We start from the raw sequence: 15,975 nt of genomic DNA on the forward strand, positions 1-15,975 counted from the left end.
GCTCGCCGTGTAGAGGCTTGTGCTGGCCTTTTCAGAACGCCCTCAGCTTCCTGGCTTTCAGACGAAGGTGTACGCGCAAACCTTGTTGCCCGCCGGATCACGCAGGTAGGCCGCATAGGCACCCGGCAGGTGGCCACGCGGGCCGGGCTGGCCCTCGTCGGTGCCGCCTGCGGCAAGGCCGGCGGCGTGGAAGGCGTCCACTTCGGCGGGAGTGGCGGCCGCAAAGCCGACCGTCACGCCGTTGCCGGAAGGCGCTTCACCATTGCCCGGACGAGCGATGATGAAAGCCGGCTTTTCGCGACCGAAAAGCACCCATCCGTTGCCGAAAGGACCGAGGTTCTTGATGCCGAGAGCACCCAGAGCGGCGTCATAGAACGCGGTCGACTTCTGGAGGTCGGCGGCGCCGACGAAGACGTGCGAGAAGATACCGTCGCCGGAAATGACAGGATTGGACATGGTTAATTTCCTTGGTGGTTGGTGTTGAATGGATAGTGGGTGATCAGTAGTGGATCACCGTGCGAATCGACTTGCCTTCATGCATCAGGTCGAAGGCCTTGTTGATGTCGTCGAGGCCCATGGTGTGGGTGACGAACGGGGCGAGATCGATCTCGCCTTTCATTGCGTCTTCCACCATGCCGGGAAGCTGAGTGCGGCCCTTGACCCCACCGAAAGCCGAACCCTTCCAGGTGCGACCGGTGACCAACTGGAACGGGCGGGTCGAAATTTCCTTGCCAGCACCAGCCACGCCGATGACGATCGACTGGCCCCAGCCGCGGTGGGCAGCTTCCAGAGCCGAACGCATCACGTCGACGTTGCCGATGCACTCGAAGGTGTGATCGACACCCCAGCCGGTCATCTCGATCAGAACCTCGTGAATCGGCTTGTCGAAGTCCTTCGGGTTGAGACATTCGGTCGCGCCGAAGGTACGAGCCAGTTCGAACTTCGCCGGATTGGTATCGATGGCGATGATGCGGCCCGCTTTGGCCTGGCGTGCACCTTGAATCGCAGCGAGACCGATGCCGCCGAGGCCGAAGATGGCCACCGAGTCGCCGGGCTGTACCTTGGCCGTGTTGTGCACGGCGCCGATGCCGGTGGTCACGCCGCAGCCCAGCAGGCAGACGTGCTCGGGATTGGCGTCCGGGTTGATCTTGGCCAGCGAGACTTCGGCGACGACCGTGTATTCGCTGAAGGTCGAGCAGCCCATGTAGTGGTAAAGCGGCTGACCGTTGTACGAGAAGCGAGTCGTACCATCGGGCATCAGCCCCTTACCCTGGGTTGCACGAACCGCGACACACAGGTTGGTCTTGCCGGACTTGCAGAACAGGCACTCGCCGCACTCGGCGGTATAGAGGGGAATGACGTGATCGCCAGGCTTCACGCTGGTNATAGAGGGGAATGACGTGATCGCCAGGCTTCACGCTGGTCACACCTTCACCCACCTCCACGACGATACCCGCACCTTCATGACCCAGCACGACCGGGAAGAGACCTTCGGGGTCGTCGCCCGACAGGGTGAAGGCGTCGGTATGACAAACGCCGGTGTTCGTGATCTTGATGAGCACCTCGCCCTTGCGCGGCGGCTCGACGTCGATCTCGACGATTTCTAGCGGCTTTCCTGGCCCAAAGGCAACTGCTGCACGTGATTTCATGATGTCGCTTCCTTTACTAGCTAACTAAATTTGCCCTCACCGAGGGCACCCTGGTGCCTCTACCGCAGATAGGAGCGGACGATAGAGATGGTCTCGTCAATGGACTTGTTCTGCGAATCGCTCCTGATTTCGCTACTGGGAAACTCTTCCCGCAGATAGCTCTCCAGAACGGTTGCCATCAATCCGTTGACTGCCCCACGAACGGCCGCAAGCTGCTGAAGAATTGCAGGACATTCCGCACCTGCATCAAGCGCTTGCTCAAGAGTCGCTACCTGACCTTTGATGCGCCTGATGCGCGTCAGTGCTTGCTTCTTTTCTTCCGGGCTGTGTGGCATCGAACACCTCTCTACTTGGGTACATCGCCGCATTATACAATACTCCCCCATAGTATATGCGGCCGAACTTCGCCACAAATTCTGTGCTCTTCGAGCACTCTTACAGGCTAGTACAGATTTGTTCCCAAGAAGCGCAAAACATTCAAATCAATGAATATTTTTTGCATGTATCGACAGCATCGGGGCAAGTTCAAAACTGGTCAAACTGGAAAAATCTATGTGCAGATAGACATGGCCTATGTACACGGATTCATCGAGCTGAAGCTATCAAGATGACCCCGGCTAGGCGACCTTACGACCCGAGTACCGAGCATTCCGCAGTGCAGGCAACATCTGACCGTCCCAGTCGCGATCGACTGCAACCTGGGCCTGTTCTTGGTTTCGTTCGAGCGCATCTACGTCAAGATCAGCGATCGCCCATGTCTGCGTGCCGCAAGTCGTCGCGAGAATGCCATCCTCCGGGAATCCACGATCCATTGGTGCGTAGATCGTGGCCTCGCCAGTGTTCGTGTCCAGCGCCGGACTCCAGTCGGCAGTTCCAGTCGTCACGGCCTGCGCGATGAACATTCGGTTCTCCAGTGCCCGCGCCATGCAGCCCACACGGACCCGGGTTGCACCTGCTCGGGTGTCGGTACAGCTCGGGACCAGCAGCAGGCGCGCCCCCGCCTCTCGCTGGGCTCGCACGGGCAATGGAAACTCACTGTCGTAGCAGACAGCGATGCCGGCACGCACGCCTTTCAGATCGAACACCTTGAGTTCGTCGCCACCCTCGATGACGCCGGTGTCTTTCTCGAACCCCGTTAACTGCAATTTGTCCTGGTAGTCGCGTGTACCGTCAGGCGCAAACCACCAAGCCCGGTTGCGATAGCGGTTCAGTCCAACCTGGGTCAAAAACGTACCGGCCTGAATGGTCATGCATAACTCGCGCGACAAGTCGGCATACAGTGCCAGCCACGGAGACTGCAAGGCCTGCAGCGCGGCCAGAGAGGCGTTGAAATCATGGCGAATGCTCGGCTCGCACGTTGCAGCCAGTTCGAGGGATAGATACTCGGGCAACACGGCCAGTTCCGCCCCGCCACGACGCGCCTCCTCCAGAACCAGTCGCTGCCGCGCAGCAAATGCCTCGAAGTCCGTGGGCTGGCCCACTGCGTATTTCGCAACTGCCACTTTCATTTCGCGTTCTCCAGGGAGTGCAGCCACATCGTGAGCGTCTGCTCGGTTTCGCTTGGCTCACCCACCTGCTTCCAGGGCAGCGTAACCTTCATGTCCGACTGCCGCACGTAGCCACGACGGGTCCAGAAGGGATCATTACTGCGGTAGTTGGAAGGACGCCGAGGATCGTCGTCTGCTCGATCCACCGACGCAAACGATGTCCACTGCATGCCGCCCAACGAACGAGCATGCGCTTCGCGTTCGTCAAAGAAGCGGTGGCCCAGGCCAAGCCCCCGGAAGGCCGGGAGCAGGACTGATTCGCCGCAGTAAAACACTGCCTCCATCGGGACTCCTCGATCGGCGAACGGCACCTGGAAGGCCGGCTCTGCATCGCCGAGAGGCAACCCCGTGGACGCACCCACGACCAGGTCATCAGCGAGCGCGAGCACCAGCAGGCTGTCTGCCGAACGAGCGTACATGGAAAGGTAGTGCTTCTCGTATTCGATGTCGCCCTCGTACAGGTATGGAAAGCTGCGGAAGACCTTCGCCCGCAGATGTGCCACGGTGTCGAACCATTCGGCAATGTCCGATCCACGACGAACCAGCACCTGCACGTCGCTGGTCATTTCAGGCATCCCCTCCGACCTGTGCGATCCAGTCGCCGAGGTTGTAGTAGTTGGTGACACGAGCGATCTTGCCATCGCGGATGTCGAAGAACGCGCCACCCGGCAGCACGTAGCGCTGGCCCTGTGCTTCCGGCAGTCCGTCGTCCGTCACTTTGTATTCGCCATGCACCACATACTCCGCGCCTGCGCGCAGGCCGTCGGCGCTGACCATCACCACGATGCCGCGCAGTTGCTCGCCATAGCAGCGATCCATGCGCCGCAGGAAGGCGCGGAAGGCTTCGCGACCGACCTCACGAGCGCCTTGGTTCAAGTCGTGCGCAACGTCATCGGTCAACATGGACAGCATGGCCTCGCGATCGCCGCGGTTGAAGGCGTCGTAGTAGGCGGTGATGAGAGTCGCAGCGTTCATTCGCGTTCCTTGTTGGGTTGTTAGGCGCGGAGCATTCGGGGGTGTTGCCAGTTTGGGCAACCGCGCCTCCCTTGTATATGGAATTGTTGCGATTTTATAATTCCACTATCTGGAACAATTAACGAGCAGCGAAACTGGCCATGAGGTGTTCGTCATGAACAAGGAAATGGAACTACTGCGCATCTTTCGGGTGGCGGCCGAAAGCAGCAGTTTTCGCGATGCGGCCGTCCGGCTGGGGACTTCTCCGCAAGGTGTCACCCGTGCCATCCAGCAACTGGAGCAACACTACGGCGAGGTGTTGTTTCATCGAAGCACACGCCAGGTGCGCATCACCGCCTTCGGCGAAGGGCTGTTAGACCAGGTGCGCCCGGCATTGGAGCGGTTCGAGGATCTATGGCGGACGCCTGGGTCCGACCAGCAGGCATCCCTGTCCGGCACGGTTCGCATCACCGCACCGCACAGTTTGGGCACCAGAGCGGTGCTGCCTGCACTGGAACGCGTGGCCGCGCGTCATCCTGGTATCACTCTGGATGTGCGCCTGTCCGATCGCATCAGCAACACGGTTGACGAAGGGATTGACGTTGGGATCAGGGTCGGATTCATGCGCGATAGCCGCTTCGTCGCGCGCAAGGCGGCCGACATGAGACTCCCAATCGTTGCCGCTCCGCGCCTGATCAAGAAAGTGGGTGTACCTGAAAACATCGATGCGCTAAGCAGCCTGCCGGTCACCGTGGCCTTGGATATCAATACCGGCCGCCCCTGGCCTTGGCACTTCAAGGCGGGACGCCAGTGGACACCCACCGCTCCCACCCTCGTCGCCGACAACGCCGACATGGAAATGGGGGCAGCGTTGGCCGGAATCGCGTTCGCGCAACTGGCGGACTACATGGCTGCCCCCTACATTGCCAGCGGGAAGCTCGTGCGAGTGCTGGAGACCGAAGAACCTCCGGCATGGGGGTTGTACGTCTATCGGCCTCAGCGTGGCCCCATTCCGGGAAGGGTTCGAGCGGTATTTGATGAAATGCTGGTCGCCGTTGGATCGTTGCCAGCTTTGCGCTGACACGCCGCAAGACGCTGTAGGACACCTGCCTTGGAAAGCGGGGCACTGAGCCTCGGCGGTTCACCCCTCCGTTTGAATGATGAGCCGACCGTCTGCCCCTTGCGCCAAGTGCAGATCGGTCGGCCATGCAATCCAATGCCGGCGAACGATTAGATATAAATAAATTGCCGGTACAACCCATCCAACTGATGACGGATATCTTCCACGCGCTGCTCGTCGCCAGTATCAGTAAATTCGAGCAACTGTTGCTCCTTGGCAGTAATTTGGTCGCAAAGGTCGGACAAATTCTCGCAAAAAGCCTCGGTATGAACTGTGGGCTCCTCCGTACTCGTCTCTTCTCCTGCTAGTTTTCGCACAGAGGAGACCGGAGAAATTCCATTTTCTTCGTTAAAGGCAATTTGAAGCTGCCTGCGCCTATTTGTCTCATCGATCGCCTGTTTCATCGCCGGAGTCGTCACGTCGGCGTACAAGATCGCCTTTCCGTTTTCATTCCGAGCAACTCGACCTATCATCTGAATGAGTGCCTGGGCCGACCGCAGGAAGCCTGCCCGATCCGCATCGAGAATAGCAACCAATGATGCCTCGGGAATATCCAGCCCTTCGCGCAAAAGGCTAATCCCAATCAAAACATCGAACTCTCCTGCGCGCAGGCCATTGATGATCTCAACACGATCCTCCGCTTTTATGTCCGAATGCATGTAGCGCGCTCGAATCCCATGGTCCGTCAAGAAATCCGTTAGCTCTTCTGCACTGACCTTCGTCAGCGTGGTCACGAGCACGCGATTTTTCTTCTTCACGCACTTCGATATTTCAGCAAGCAGATCATCTATGTACCCATCCGATTTGCGCACCTCAACCTCGGGATCAAGCAGTCCCGTCGGCCTGATAACCTGTTCGACAACCCTGTCTTTCGACACCTTCAACTCGTAGTCACCCGGCGTCGCGGAAACGAAGATGGTCTGTGGCTTGACCTTCTCGAATTCACCAAAGTTCAACGGGCGATTGTTCTTAGACGAAGGCAAGCGGAACCCGTAATCTATCAACGTCTCCTTGCGCGCCTGATCCCCCCGGTACATTGCGGATATCTGTGGCACCATGACGTGGGATTCATCGACGAACAGAAGCCCATCTTTCGGCAGGTAATCCAGCAATGTGATCGGAGGCGAGGCCGGGTCCCGGTCGCTGAAGTAGCAGGAATAATTCTCCATCCCCGAACAATAGCCTACCTCGCGCATCATCTCCACGTCATGCGTGATCCGCTCGTACAGCCTGTTTGCCTCGACCAAGCGATTATTTCTGTTAAGCTCGGCAACCCGCTCTTCCATATCAGCGAGTATCTTCTTGGACGCGGAATCTATTTTATTCGTGGGCGGTGCAAAAAGCGTCTTTGGCGAAACCAAGTAATGGTCAATTGCCCCCAGCGTTTTACCTGTAACAGGGTCTAGCCATTGAACAGACGCAACAGAGTCATCCAGCAGTTCCACCCGAACTGCCCTATGCTCGGAATCAGCAGGAAAGATATCGATCACATCACCTTGCACCCGAAACGTTGCACGTTTGAGAGTGCGCTCAGTGCGATCATATTGCAGCAGAGCCAAGCGACGAATCAGCTCTCTCTGGTTTATTTTGACGCCAGGGGACAGAGCGATCTGTAACGCTCGGTACGCATCCGGGTCACCCAGGCCGTAGATTGAAGACACCGAAGCGACGACGATCACATCGCGGCGCTCAATCAAGGATTTGGTCGTGGACAGGCGTAGGCGCTCAAGGTGGTCGTTGATGGCCGAGTCCTTTGGAATGAAACGATCGGTGCCCGGCATATAGATCTCGGGCTGAAAATAATCGTAGTAGGAAACGAAGTACTCGACAGCATTCTCGGGAAAGAAGTGCTTCATTTCACCATAAAGCTGCGCGGTCAACGTCTTGTTAGGAGCCAAGATCAATGTGGGCCGCTTCAGACGATGAATCACATTCGCCATCGTAAAGGTCTTACCTGAGCCGGTGATACCTTTCAGCGTCTGGTGTGTCGCACCTTCTTCTATGTCCGACAGTAGGCGCGCTATCGCCTCTGGCTGGTCCCCCGCCGGCGTATAGCTGGAGTGCAGAATGAACGTACCGGTTGACATTAGATATCTCCTAATTGAGCTACTTCAATTTGTCCTGATGTATCGGCTATTTCAGAAGACCTATAGCAGTACCAAACTGGGGTGTAAATGACGGCGATCCTGCCGCGCCCCACCTGGGCGCAGGCGTCGCCAACATGATAGCCCAACACATGGGCGGGCTTCCCAGTGCATATCCGCCGATCGCCACGACGTCAGCCAGCGGCCCGTCTGCCAATGCACCTGGAGCCACTCGCCTCGTTGAGCGCCGACATCGAGCCGTGGCGGGCGAGGTTGCTCTGTACGCCCAATGTGTGGCGCCGGCTCCCGCCGATACGCGCCTTTGTCTCTCTCAGCCCTCCAGACGAGGCGTTGGAAACGTGGAGCTACGTCGCCCCTCTAAAGATGCACGATCTCAACATTCGGCCATTTGCCTGCAAGGTACTCGGCCACTAGCCTCCGATGGCAGTGATGGGGCTTGTCTTCGCTGCAAAGCAGGCAACTGTTATCAATCTTTTCTTTATCGATTGACTCAATCTTTCGGGACGACATTAAATCCAGAAATTTCCTGGCGTAGATATCCCAATCTCCCCCTTTTATTTTATATTCCTCGAACATGTCTTTGGTTGGAGCAAGTGCTGGTAGATGTTCATATTCCATCCCGCACAACGCCTCGGAAAAATATCGAAGATCCTCGCGTTTAGCGAAGCCGGCCAATTGCGAAACATTATTCAGGCGAACATCGACAAGGCGCTTGGCACCAGAAGCACTTAACTTGGTGAAGAAGGACCGCGCGGAGGTCTTAGTGAATCCAATCGTGAATATCTTCATCTGCCTCATTCCCCTCGTTCCTTCATCCATAAATGGCTGTTATTGAGCTACCGCCAGGCATGTCCGTCAATCGCAGCTAAGGAAACGCTGGGGGCATGGTGTACTAGCTGCGCCACAACGGCCACGGCAGGCTCCATTCTCTCGCCGCTTCAACGACTCGCGGCCACGACCCGAACAGCTCAAGAGCTTAGCACCGCCTTTTGCGGTTGCGTGCCTCACCACTCACGCTTACTCCCTTCCAGAACGCGCCAACTGCTAAGCTACATGAGGACGACTCGCCCCACAGCGCGAAGCACCTGTGTTCGCGCTATTGGCTGTCCCGTGCGTTGTGGTGCTGACCGTCGATGACGAGTCGAACCTACTGTATGGGCACTGCGCGCAGCAGCCTTTCATGCGTGCCAGCTATGTGTCCAAGGTTGGACGCGGATCGAAGCGTGCGCAGGGTTTTTCGTGAAAGTATAAAATCTAATCAACTTTATCAGAAGAAAATATATGATCGTAAGAAACTTTGAATACTTGCTTGCTTTGCACCGTGAAGGCCATTTTGGCAACGCGGCCAAAAGCTGCAATGTTTCTCAGCCGACACTCTCCGCGGGCATTAAGCAATTGGAGGAAGACATGGGTGTCGAGATCGTGCGTCATGGCCGACGCTATGACGGCCTCACTTCTGAAGGGATGCGCGTACTGTCTTGGGCTCAGCAGATGTATGACGACTGCAAAGGGCTGGAGCGAGAACTCTCCGCACTACGGCGAGGTATAGAGGGGCAATTCCGGCTAGGGATACTCCCAGGAACTGCCGGTGTAGCGCCCACATTAAGCATCGCCCTTGCTGAAAAAACGCCCTTACTTCAACAATCAGTTCTGGTTTCCGGCGCTTCTTCCCTGCTACAGGCGATTCGAGAAAACAATTTGGATATCGCACTCATGCATTTGGAGGATATCCCAGGGGAAGACTTCGATACTCACCTTCTGTACCGTGAACGCATTTTCCTTTTTCACGCCGCGAGAACACAGCAACCCCGAAGCACAACGTGGGACCATGTTCTCAATAGACAACTCTGCGTGCTGAACTCGGCAGTACCTGAACCCATTCAAGATAGGCTGACGCAATGTACCGCACAGACTATTCGCACTGATTCAATTGACGTGCTATCGGCACACGTGGCGACAGGAAAATATTCGGCAGTTCTTCCGCAATCTCTCGCCGGCCAACTCGCGCACATTCCAAATCTCCACGCAATCGCAATCAATGGACCAATGTCGCACTCAAATGTCGGATTCGTTGCTGGGAAAAATGCGTTCGAGGCACCGTCATCGCGTGCATTGCTCGAAATGGTGCACACCCCCGAACTCGCTGCCACGCTTCAATCCGTTATATCGATCCATCGTCGGTTCCAGCCCAAAGCAGACTCATCTCAAAGCCCCCTGAAATAGCGAGTCTTGAAGAGCAACTCTGTATTGCTTCAACCAGGCGAAGATTGCAGGCATGCCGTGTGCGCCGCTAACAGGCGCCACGTGCTGAGCAACCCATCGAAGTCCACCAGGTCCAGGGGCAACTAGGGGGACAGGAGTACCTGCTGCGTGCGGCGTCCTCATGTTTCGCTGGGTCGAGCTGACTGTTCCTAGATCAAGCTAGGAGGCGCGATGTAGCGATGATCGTTGCCCTCTCCCGGCTAGGAGACGAGCACGGCTCGACGAGCCCGCGTAGATAGATTGTGCCTATCTGCACATAGATTATTCCAGTTTGACCACTTCTGAGCTTGATCCGATGCTGTCAAGACCGCAGAAGGAGACGCGGCCAACGGCTAGGCAGTACCACGATCGTTCTTCTTGACAGCGGTAAGTCTCGTTTCCCACTTCGATTTAGAAGATGGAAACATTAACGCACAGAGGTGACGAAATGACTCCGACCGGTAACCGAATCGTGACTTTCGAGAAGCCCTTGGAAATGAAGGTCAACACCTTCAAATTTCCAGAGCTGATAACCCCTCAAGGGAAAAGCGCACCCCATGGCGCTATCCTCAAAATAGTTACCACAAATATCTGTGGCAGCGACCTTCACATTTATCGCGGTTCGTTTGCTGTTCCCAAGGGAATGACCATGGGCCATGAAATGACCGGCGAAGTGATCGAAGTGGGATCAGACGTCGAAGTCGTGAAGAAGGGCGACATCGTTTCCGTTCCCTTCAATGTGGGGTGTGGGCGTTGTTACAACTGCAAGCATATGCGCTCCGATGTATGCGAGAACACCAACCCCGAAATCGACTGCGGAGCCTACGGGTTCAACCTCGGTGGCTGGACGGGGGGCCAAGGTGATTATCTCTTCGTACCGTATGCGGATTTCAATCTCCTTCGCTTCCCTGACAAGGATGCCGCCATGGAAAAAATCCGCGATCTGACCCTTCTCTCTGACGTACTACCCACAGCTTTCCATGGGTTCGCTGGCCCAGACTGGCCAGCCGCACCGGCCTACGTCGTCGGCGAGAACATCCTGATCTTCGGTGCCGGGCCGGTCGGCAGAGCGGGTGCCGCCTGCGCCAGACTTCTGGGTGCAGGCGCCATCATCGTTGCCGATTACATTCAAGAGCGGCTGGACCTTCTCAAGCCACACGGCGTGGAAACCATCAACCTTTCCGACGGCGTGCCGATCGAGGAGCATCTCGAACGCATTACCGGGCACAGGGAGGTGGATCGCGTCATCGACTATGTTGGTGTGGACTGCCGCGGGTTTGGCGCGGAGGCTGACAAGATCGTGGAGAGCGCTGTTACCAACGCAATGCTCAAATATGTCCGCTTCGGCGGAATGACCAGTACGGTCGGTGTGTACTGCGCAAACCCGATCTCGAAAGACCCGAAAGCCAAGAAAGGCCATATGGATCTGGAATGGTCCAACGCCTGGATCAAGTCGCCGCGAATGTCGGCTGGTCAATCTCCGACGGCCAACTACAACCACGCGTTAATGCGGGCGATACTGAACGATCGCATGCCTTACCTTTCGCCGATGATGAACACTAAGTTCATCAAGCTCGAAGACGCGCCCGCCGCGTACAAGGAGTTCGACGCGGGTTCTGCATACAAGTACGTCATCGACCCGCATGGTTCAGTGCGGCAGTAAGCATCCGGCGCGGGCTAAGCATCAGGATGTCTCACACTTTCTGGTGAGAGGCATTCTGGCTCCGCAGGTCCCCGGCCAGCAACTGGAGCCGGCGAATATTTTCGCCGGCATTTGCCTGCTGCCCCAAGGCGTTGTGATTTTGACGGGGTACTTGCCTTGGCTCGGGCCAGGAGCAGAGCCTCAGCATCCGCAGGTGATGATCAACCGCAGGCGTGTTCGGGCGCCTGGTTCGCAATCGACCAAGGGTCGGACGGAGGCGATGCACGGCGTCCATTGACGTGCATGGCTGGACATAGCCTTCGTCTGATCCTGACCACCCCACGGACTTGATCAGGCTCGCCTGGTGTTGTGCCGGCCTCGGGCCATCGCACGATCAACCCAGCCCTGGCTCATTCAGCCAGAAGTTTCCAAAGACGTGGCCGAACTCGCCGCCGCCAGAATGGCAGTCACTTCTATAGGGAGATAGCACAGTGTTGGATAAGTCGGAACGGGAGGGTGGCCTATGGAGCTGCGCCATCTTCGCTGCTTCGTAGTTCTTGCTGAGGAGCTACATTTCACGCGGGCGGCTGAGCGCCTGCATATCGAACAACCACCGCTATCACGAGCCATCAAGGAACTTGAGGACGAGTTGGGCGTAGTGCTCTTCGACCGCAACCGGCGAGGAACAGTTCTGACGGCGGCGGGTGCGGTCTTCTTGCAAGATGTACGCCGTCTATTCACTGTGCTGGAACAGGCTCGTGAAAACGCCAAGGCTGTGGCAGCGGGCTTGCGCGGTAGCCTGCGCATTGCAGTATCAGATGGAGCTATCGATCCACGGCTGTCGGCATTTCTGGCTCGTTGTCGCGCCGAGGAGCCGGAGATCGAAATACGCTTGTCAGAGGTGCCTCTGGCAGAGCAAGTGCGTGGCTTGCGTTCGGGCGACTTCATGATCGGGTTCGCGCACACGGCCGATGTCGGCGACGGTATCGCTGCCGAAGCAATCTGGCGCGACCCGCTGGTGATTGCTGTGCCAGCTCGACACTCATTGCTCACCTACAAGGAGGTGCCACTTCAAGAACTCCAAGGCCATCCACTTGTCCTGTGCGACCCGCAGGTATGCGAGGGCTATTGCCGCGAACTCAAGCGGCTGCTCAACACGTTGGAGCACAAGCTGAATGTTGTCGAGGAAGTATCCTCGCTCGACATGATGCTCACCTTGGTCGGCGCCGGCTACGGCATCGGCTTCATGACGGCGACCAAGATTCCCATCTCCCAACGGCCGGATGTGGTGATCCGCCCCTTGGCGATGGATTCTGCCGTGATCACGACCTACCTGCTTCGGCCCGACGGCAGCAATTTATCGGCTTCGGTGGAGCGATTTATCGTTCGCCTACGCGACTCTTCGGACGGTTGACGAAGCCTGGCAGGCCAGACACTCAGGGATCAGTGTCGGCACGCAGATTGCGTTCGGTCGCCGTCATCAGGTCAGCCGCGCTTATTCCGAGTGCCGTAGAAATTTTCAGTATGAGCGGAAGCGTGGGCACGTGCTCACCACGCTCGATCTTACCCATGTGAGAACGCGAAATGCTTGCCCGAGATGCGAACTCGTCTTGCGCGACTCCCTGAGCGACGCGCGCAGCGCGCACGGCCTGTCCGAAGGCTAACGCCGACTCGGATTCATACGTCGATGTGCCAGAAGGACGGCCTGGCTGAATTGTTGATTTCTGCATTAGCAGAAGCGTCAAACAATCTGCCACAATTAACCACGTTAAAAATAACGACGTTAAACTTCACTCTTTCCTGCGACGCTGGTTTGCCTTTCTGGACAGATCGCTTATTGGGGGCCCTCATGCATGACGCCACCAGCCAGTTTTCCCATTTCAGGCTTGCTATCGCACCTGGAGTGCCATCCTCTTGCCTCACAACGCTTCTTGCCCTACAGCGAGCGGAGGAGCCGGAAGTCACCATCGCGTTCTTTGAGACCTCAGGCGACGACCTGATGACGGGCCTTGAGGAAGGCCGCTATGACGCTGGAATGTCGCTTCGGAACACTGGTGCTCCGGCCGTGAAAAGCCAGCCGCTCTGGGTCGAGAACATGGCCGTTGCAATGCCGCTGGGGTCCCCCTTACTTGCCCAGGCGAAAATCACGCTTGCCGAGCTTCTGGACTATCCGGTGTTTCGCTGGCCGACGGAGGCATGCCTACTGCTCGATCAGCGACTGTCTTCCCTTCCGTTGAGCCAACAGAGCATTCAGCATGTGACTTCGTTCGAGATGATGGCGCTTTGGGTCACCGCTGGCTACGGAGTGGGGCTCTCCGCGCAATCGCGCATTGAGCGTGCCCATGCGTGGGGGATCACTATGCGCCCGCTTTCAGACGGCCCCTACGAGATCGTGACATACCTGCAGCGGCCCCACGCCCAAGCCGACTCCGTTTTTGAGCGGTTCGAGCGCAGAGCGATGGAAGTTGCCAGGGCAGGCGCTGCGTAGCAGGCGCCCGCGGCCATAGGTTGAAGCGCGAGTGTCAGGCACCCTCAAGCACCACTGCGCTATCAACCAACCGGCGGACGCTTTGCCGCACATCCTCGGGGATGGGGTGCGGGGCAATAGTCTCGGGCGTATCCGCATGGTGCTGGTAGTCGCCCGTGATGACCCGGATGATCGCGGGCACGTTGGTCGGCGTGACCGTATCAATGGCCGCGCGGTCCCCCAGGTCAGGGTGCGGCTGGGTCAGCATGCGGTACAGGTCCCACGAATCCGCGTGTGGATACTGATTCATGAGCACCTGAGCCAGCCTGTGCTTGAGCGGTACAAGTTGCCAGTCGGGAACGCGTTGTCCCCGGTTGCCCAAGCTGATGGACAGCAGCTTGCCCGCCTTCAGCTCGCGGTTGATCTGGTCCTTGGATTTTCCGGCCAGCTTGCCGAACAGCGGGACCGGCAGGTTGTTCGGCGACTCGTACATGGCCAGCATTTCTTCCCGCTCGCGCTGGATTGCAGAGACTTCGGGCTCCGGGGCATGCGTCGGCGGTGGCGGCACCTGCGACAGCCGCTGGAACGTGATCCCGCCGCTGTTCGGGGTCACGACGATGGGCGTGGCCACCACTGGCGGGGCGACGGAGGGAGCCTGCTCGGCCACCGCGGGGGCCGCGTCCATCGCGTCCTCCACTTCCGCCATCGCCGGCACCCCGTCGATACGGATGGTCAGGTGCGCGCTCGCGGCTCCCACTTCGCCCTGTTCGAGCAGGTCGAGGCGATCGGCCCAGTCCTGCATCATCCGGCGGCGCGGCTCCACGTACTTGGCGTGGTTGTAGGCCGAACTCACCTTGTTCGGGTCGGAGTGCGAAAGTTGCGCGTCCACCCAAATCTTGGGGTAGCCGATCTCGTTGAGCGCCGTCGAGATGGTGCCACGAATGCCGTGGCCGGTCAGACGCCCCTCGTAGCCCATGAGCTGCAAGGCCTTGTTGAGAGTGTTCTCGCTGATGCGCTTCTTGAGTTCGCTACGGTGCGACAGCAGGTATTTTTGCGCCGGCCGCATTGCGCCCAGGAGGTAGCGGACGATCTCGATGGCCTGCAGGGACAGCGGCACGATATAGGGGGGCACGTCCTGCGGCCGCTTCCCCGCCTTGCGCATTTCGTCCTGGAGCTGCTTGACGATCTGCGGCGGGATGATCCACAAGCCCCTGTCGAGGTCGAACTGTTCAGGTTCGGCCAACCGCAGTTCGCCGGTGCGCACCCCGGTCAGGAACAGTAGCCGGACGCCAAGCTGGGTCTGCCAGCCACGGGGGTTGTAGAGCCGGAGCCTCTGAAGGAACTCGGGCATCTCGGGCAGGTGCAGGTAGGGGTTGTGGGCCACCGGGGGCTTGGGCTCGGCCACCACGTCCAGGTCCGCGGCCGGGTTGACTTCCAGTCCCTCGGCGATGACCAGCGCATATCGGAACATCTGGTTGAACCAGGTGCGGACTTTCTCGGCGGTGGTGAACGCCTTGCGCTTCTCGATCGCCGCCAGGACGCCCAGGAGCTGGGGGCGACGAATGTCGTAGATCGACATCTTTCCCAGAGTGGGCAGCACGTCCTTGTTGAAGATGCGCAGGATCTGGGAAAGCGTGCTCTGACGGCCTTCCTTGAGTTCCTTGCGGCGATGCTCTACCCAAGCATCGAAGACGGTCTTGAAGGTGTATTCGCCCGCCAGCTTGGCCGCGTGCCGTTTCTGGTCGCGCTCGACCTGGGGATCGATCCCCCTGGCGAGCAGGGCCTGGGCCTTGTCCCGCTCGGTCCGGGCCTCGCGCAGGCTGAGGGCAGGATAGCCACCCAGGCACAGGCGCTTTTGCTTGCCCAGCCAGTAGTAGCGGAATTGCCATGACTTGCCGCCTGCGGCTGAGACCATCAGGCCCAGGCAGTCGTTGTCGGAGAGGGTGTAGCGTTTTCCGGTGGTCTTCGCCTGCCGGACGGTCAGATCAGAGAGCGCCATTTCGAGACTCCTAAGTAATGACTTAGGCCCTATGCTCGTCATGGTTCCCGCTCAGCCCCAGCAACTATCCGGTAGCCAACCCACCCATATTCTTGTGCCTTATTTGGTCACTCAAAAACGGTAGCTGTGGGTGGATTTCCGTGGCACTCGCTGGAATGAAAAAAGGAGCCGAAGCTCCTTTTTTCAATGACCTACAGACCCCAGTAGAAGTCTGTGGATCAAAATTTGGAGCGGGAAACGAGACTCGAACT

The 15,975-nt window shown here is 58.1% G+C and carries 14 protein-coding genes and 1 pseudogene; 5 read left to right on the plus strand and 10 right to left on the minus strand.

Annotation, left to right across the window (positions count from 1 at the left end; genetic code table 11):
* Positions 1-57 precede the first annotated feature (57 nt).
* The 6 genes and pseudogenes from D5301_RS07315 to D5301_RS07340 all read right to left on the minus strand — a co-directional run bounded on the left by D5301_RS07315 (position 58) and on the right by D5301_RS07340 (position 4,171).
* On the minus strand, positions 58-456 hold the full coding sequence (locus tag D5301_RS07315) for a VOC family protein (protein WP_023435205.1): 399 nt from the start codon (positions 454-456) through the stop codon (positions 58-60).
* Positions 457-499: 43 nt separating this feature from the next.
* Positions 500-1,649 (minus strand): annotated as a pseudogene (locus D5301_RS07320) (S-(hydroxymethyl)glutathione dehydrogenase/class III alcohol dehydrogenase).
* Positions 1,650-1,708: 59 nt separating this feature from the next.
* Positions 1,709-1,984, minus strand: coding sequence for a formaldehyde-responsive transcriptional repressor FrmR (gene frmR / locus D5301_RS07325; protein WP_007182548.1), 276 nt, complete (start codon positions 1,982-1,984; stop codon positions 1,709-1,711).
* Between the two features lie 282 nt (positions 1,985-2,266).
* Positions 2,267-3,157 (minus strand): carbon-nitrogen hydrolase family protein, encoded by an 891-nt coding sequence (locus D5301_RS07330; RefSeq protein WP_006402492.1) that lies wholly within the window; start codon positions 3,155-3,157, stop codon positions 2,267-2,269.
* Complete coding sequence (locus D5301_RS07335; protein ID WP_023435203.1) at positions 3,154-3,762, minus strand: GNAT family acetyltransferase; 609 nt, start codon at positions 3,760-3,762, stop codon at positions 3,154-3,156. Before D5301_RS07335 ends, D5301_RS07330 begins: the two co-directional genes overlap by 4 nt.
* A 1-nt stretch (position 3,763) precedes the next feature.
* A complete protein-coding gene (locus tag D5301_RS07340; RefSeq protein WP_023435202.1) occupies positions 3,764-4,171 on the minus strand; it encodes a ketosteroid isomerase-related protein in 408 nt (135 codons plus the stop codon).
* 154 nt (positions 4,172-4,325) lie between these two features.
* Between D5301_RS07340 and D5301_RS07345 the strand changes: the two genes are divergently transcribed.
* Positions 4,326-5,231 carry a LysR family transcriptional regulator gene (locus D5301_RS07345; RefSeq protein WP_023435201.1) on the plus strand — a complete coding sequence of 302 codons (906 nt, stop codon included), beginning with the start codon at positions 4,326-4,328 and terminating at the stop codon, positions 5,229-5,231.
* A 149-nt stretch (positions 5,232-5,380) separates the two neighbouring features.
* On the opposite strand, the gene uvrB is transcribed toward D5301_RS07345, so the two are convergent.
* On the minus strand, positions 5,381-7,357 hold the full coding sequence (gene uvrB, locus D5301_RS07350; protein ID WP_023435200.1) for an excinuclease ABC subunit UvrB: 1,977 nt from the start codon (positions 7,355-7,357) through the stop codon (positions 5,381-5,383).
* A 375-nt stretch (positions 7,358-7,732) separates the two neighbouring features.
* Positions 7,733-8,173 (minus strand): DUF488 domain-containing protein, encoded by a 441-nt coding sequence (locus tag D5301_RS07355; RefSeq protein ID WP_023435199.1) that lies wholly within the window; start codon positions 8,171-8,173, stop codon positions 7,733-7,735.
* 483 nt (positions 8,174-8,656) lie between these two features.
* Between D5301_RS07355 and D5301_RS07360 the strand changes: the two genes are divergently transcribed.
* From D5301_RS07360 to D5301_RS07370, 3 genes are all read left to right on the plus strand, one after another.
* On the plus strand, positions 8,657-9,598 hold the full coding sequence (locus D5301_RS07360) for a LysR family transcriptional regulator (protein ID WP_054572497.1): 942 nt from the start codon (positions 8,657-8,659) through the stop codon (positions 9,596-9,598).
* 514 nt (positions 9,599-10,112) lie between these two features.
* Positions 10,113-11,279 carry a glutathione-independent formaldehyde dehydrogenase gene (locus tag D5301_RS07365; protein WP_223656181.1) on the plus strand — a complete coding sequence of 389 codons (1,167 nt, stop codon included), beginning with the start codon at positions 10,113-10,115 and terminating at the stop codon, positions 11,277-11,279.
* Positions 11,280-11,781: 502 nt separating this feature from the next.
* Positions 11,782-12,672, plus strand: a complete 891-nt coding sequence (locus tag D5301_RS07370) for a LysR family transcriptional regulator (RefSeq protein ID WP_023435198.1) — start codon at positions 11,782-11,784, stop codon at positions 12,670-12,672.
* Positions 12,673-12,694: 22 nt separating this feature from the next.
* Here D5301_RS07370 and D5301_RS07375 read toward each other — a convergent pair whose 3' ends face one another.
* On the minus strand, positions 12,695-12,988 hold the full coding sequence (locus D5301_RS07375) for a helix-turn-helix transcriptional regulator (protein ID WP_009459591.1): 294 nt from the start codon (positions 12,986-12,988) through the stop codon (positions 12,695-12,697).
* Between the two features lie 119 nt (positions 12,989-13,107).
* Between D5301_RS07375 and D5301_RS07380 the strand changes: the two genes are divergently transcribed.
* Positions 13,108-13,746: a substrate-binding domain-containing protein gene (locus tag D5301_RS07380; protein ID WP_029885977.1), complete on the plus strand. Its 639-nt coding sequence runs from the start codon at positions 13,108-13,110 to the stop codon at positions 13,744-13,746.
* Between the two features lie 34 nt (positions 13,747-13,780).
* Here the strand turns inward: D5301_RS07380 and D5301_RS07385 are convergent, their stop codons facing one another.
* Positions 13,781-15,724, minus strand: a complete 1,944-nt coding sequence (locus D5301_RS07385) for an integrase arm-type DNA-binding domain-containing protein (protein WP_023435196.1) — start codon at positions 15,722-15,724, stop codon at positions 13,781-13,783.
* Positions 15,725-15,975 lie beyond the last annotated feature (251 nt).

Origin of the sequence: Stenotrophomonas sp. MH181796 (genome assembly GCF_009659995.1) — a bacterium.
Lineage (GTDB): Bacteria > Pseudomonadota > Gammaproteobacteria > Xanthomonadales > Xanthomonadaceae > Stenotrophomonas > Stenotrophomonas riyadhensis.